This window comes from Streptomyces dysideae, assembly GCF_001514305.1.
Lineage (GTDB): Bacteria > Actinomycetota > Actinomycetes > Streptomycetales > Streptomycetaceae > Streptomyces > Streptomyces dysideae.
On sequence record NZ_KQ949202.1, the window covers coordinates 1 to 1,033 of the forward strand.

The following is a 1,033-nucleotide window of genomic DNA, read 5'->3' on the forward strand; positions in this document are numbered from 1 at the left end:
CCGGGGAACTGGCGTTCCTCAACGACGTGTCGTCGGTGCCGTTGCAGCAGACGCTGCGGCACTTGCAGACCGCGTTCACCAACTTCTTCGGCAAGCGGGCGAAGTACCCGCGCTTCAAGTCGCGGAAGAAGTCGCGGAAGTCCGCCGAGTACACCACCAGCGGTTTCCGCTTCCGTGACGGCCGCCTGACCCTGGCGAAGATGAGCGAGCCGCTGGACATCGTGTGGTCGCGCCCGCTCCCGGAGGGGGCGCTGCCGTCCACGGTGACCGTGTCGCAGGACAGCGCGGGGCGCTGGTTCGTCTCCCTGCTGTGCGACGACCCGACGGTCAAACCGCTCCCGGCCACCGACGGCGCGGTCGGGGTGGATGTCGGCCTGGACCACCTGCTGACTCTCTCCACCGGAGAGAAGGCCGCCAACCCCAGGCACGAGCGCAAGGACCGCGCTGGGCTCGCGCTCGCTCAGCGCCGCCTCGCGCGCAAGGCCAAGGGCGACGGCGCCAACCGGGCCAAGGCCCGGCGCGAGGTCGCCAGGATCCACGCCCGGATCGCCGACCGCAGGCGTGACGGGCTGCACAAGCTGACCACTCGACTCGTTCGTGAAAACCAAACGATCGTGATCGAGGACCTGACCGTGCGCAACATGGTCAGGAACCGGAGCCTGGCCCGAGCCATCAGCGACGCGGCCTGGTCGGAGTTCCGGAGCATGCTGGAGTACAAGGCCGCCTGGTACGGGCGTGAGGTGATCGCCGTCGACCGGTGGTTCCCCTCCTCCAAACTGTGCTCCACCTGCGGCACCTTGCAGGACAAGATGCCGCTCAGCGTCCGTACCTGGACGTGCGACTGCGGCACGACCCACGACCGGGACGTGAATGCGGCGAAGAACCTTCTGGGGGCCGGGCTGGCCCTGTCTGTCTGTGGAGCTGGTGTAAGACCTCAACGGAGTACTCCGGGCGGGCGGTCGGCGACGAAGCAGAAAACCCCACGGCGCGAGCCGTGAGAATCCCCCTTCCTTCAGGAGGGGGAGAAGTCAAG

General features: G+C 68.0%; 1 protein-coding gene. It reads left to right on the plus strand.

Annotated features, from left to right (window positions below; translation table 11 throughout):
• A partial coding sequence (locus tag AQJ91_RS48395; protein WP_067036836.1) for an RNA-guided endonuclease InsQ/TnpB family protein occupies positions 1–998 on the plus strand: 998 nt, incomplete at its 5' end.
• Positions 999–1,033: the final 35 nt, after the last annotated feature.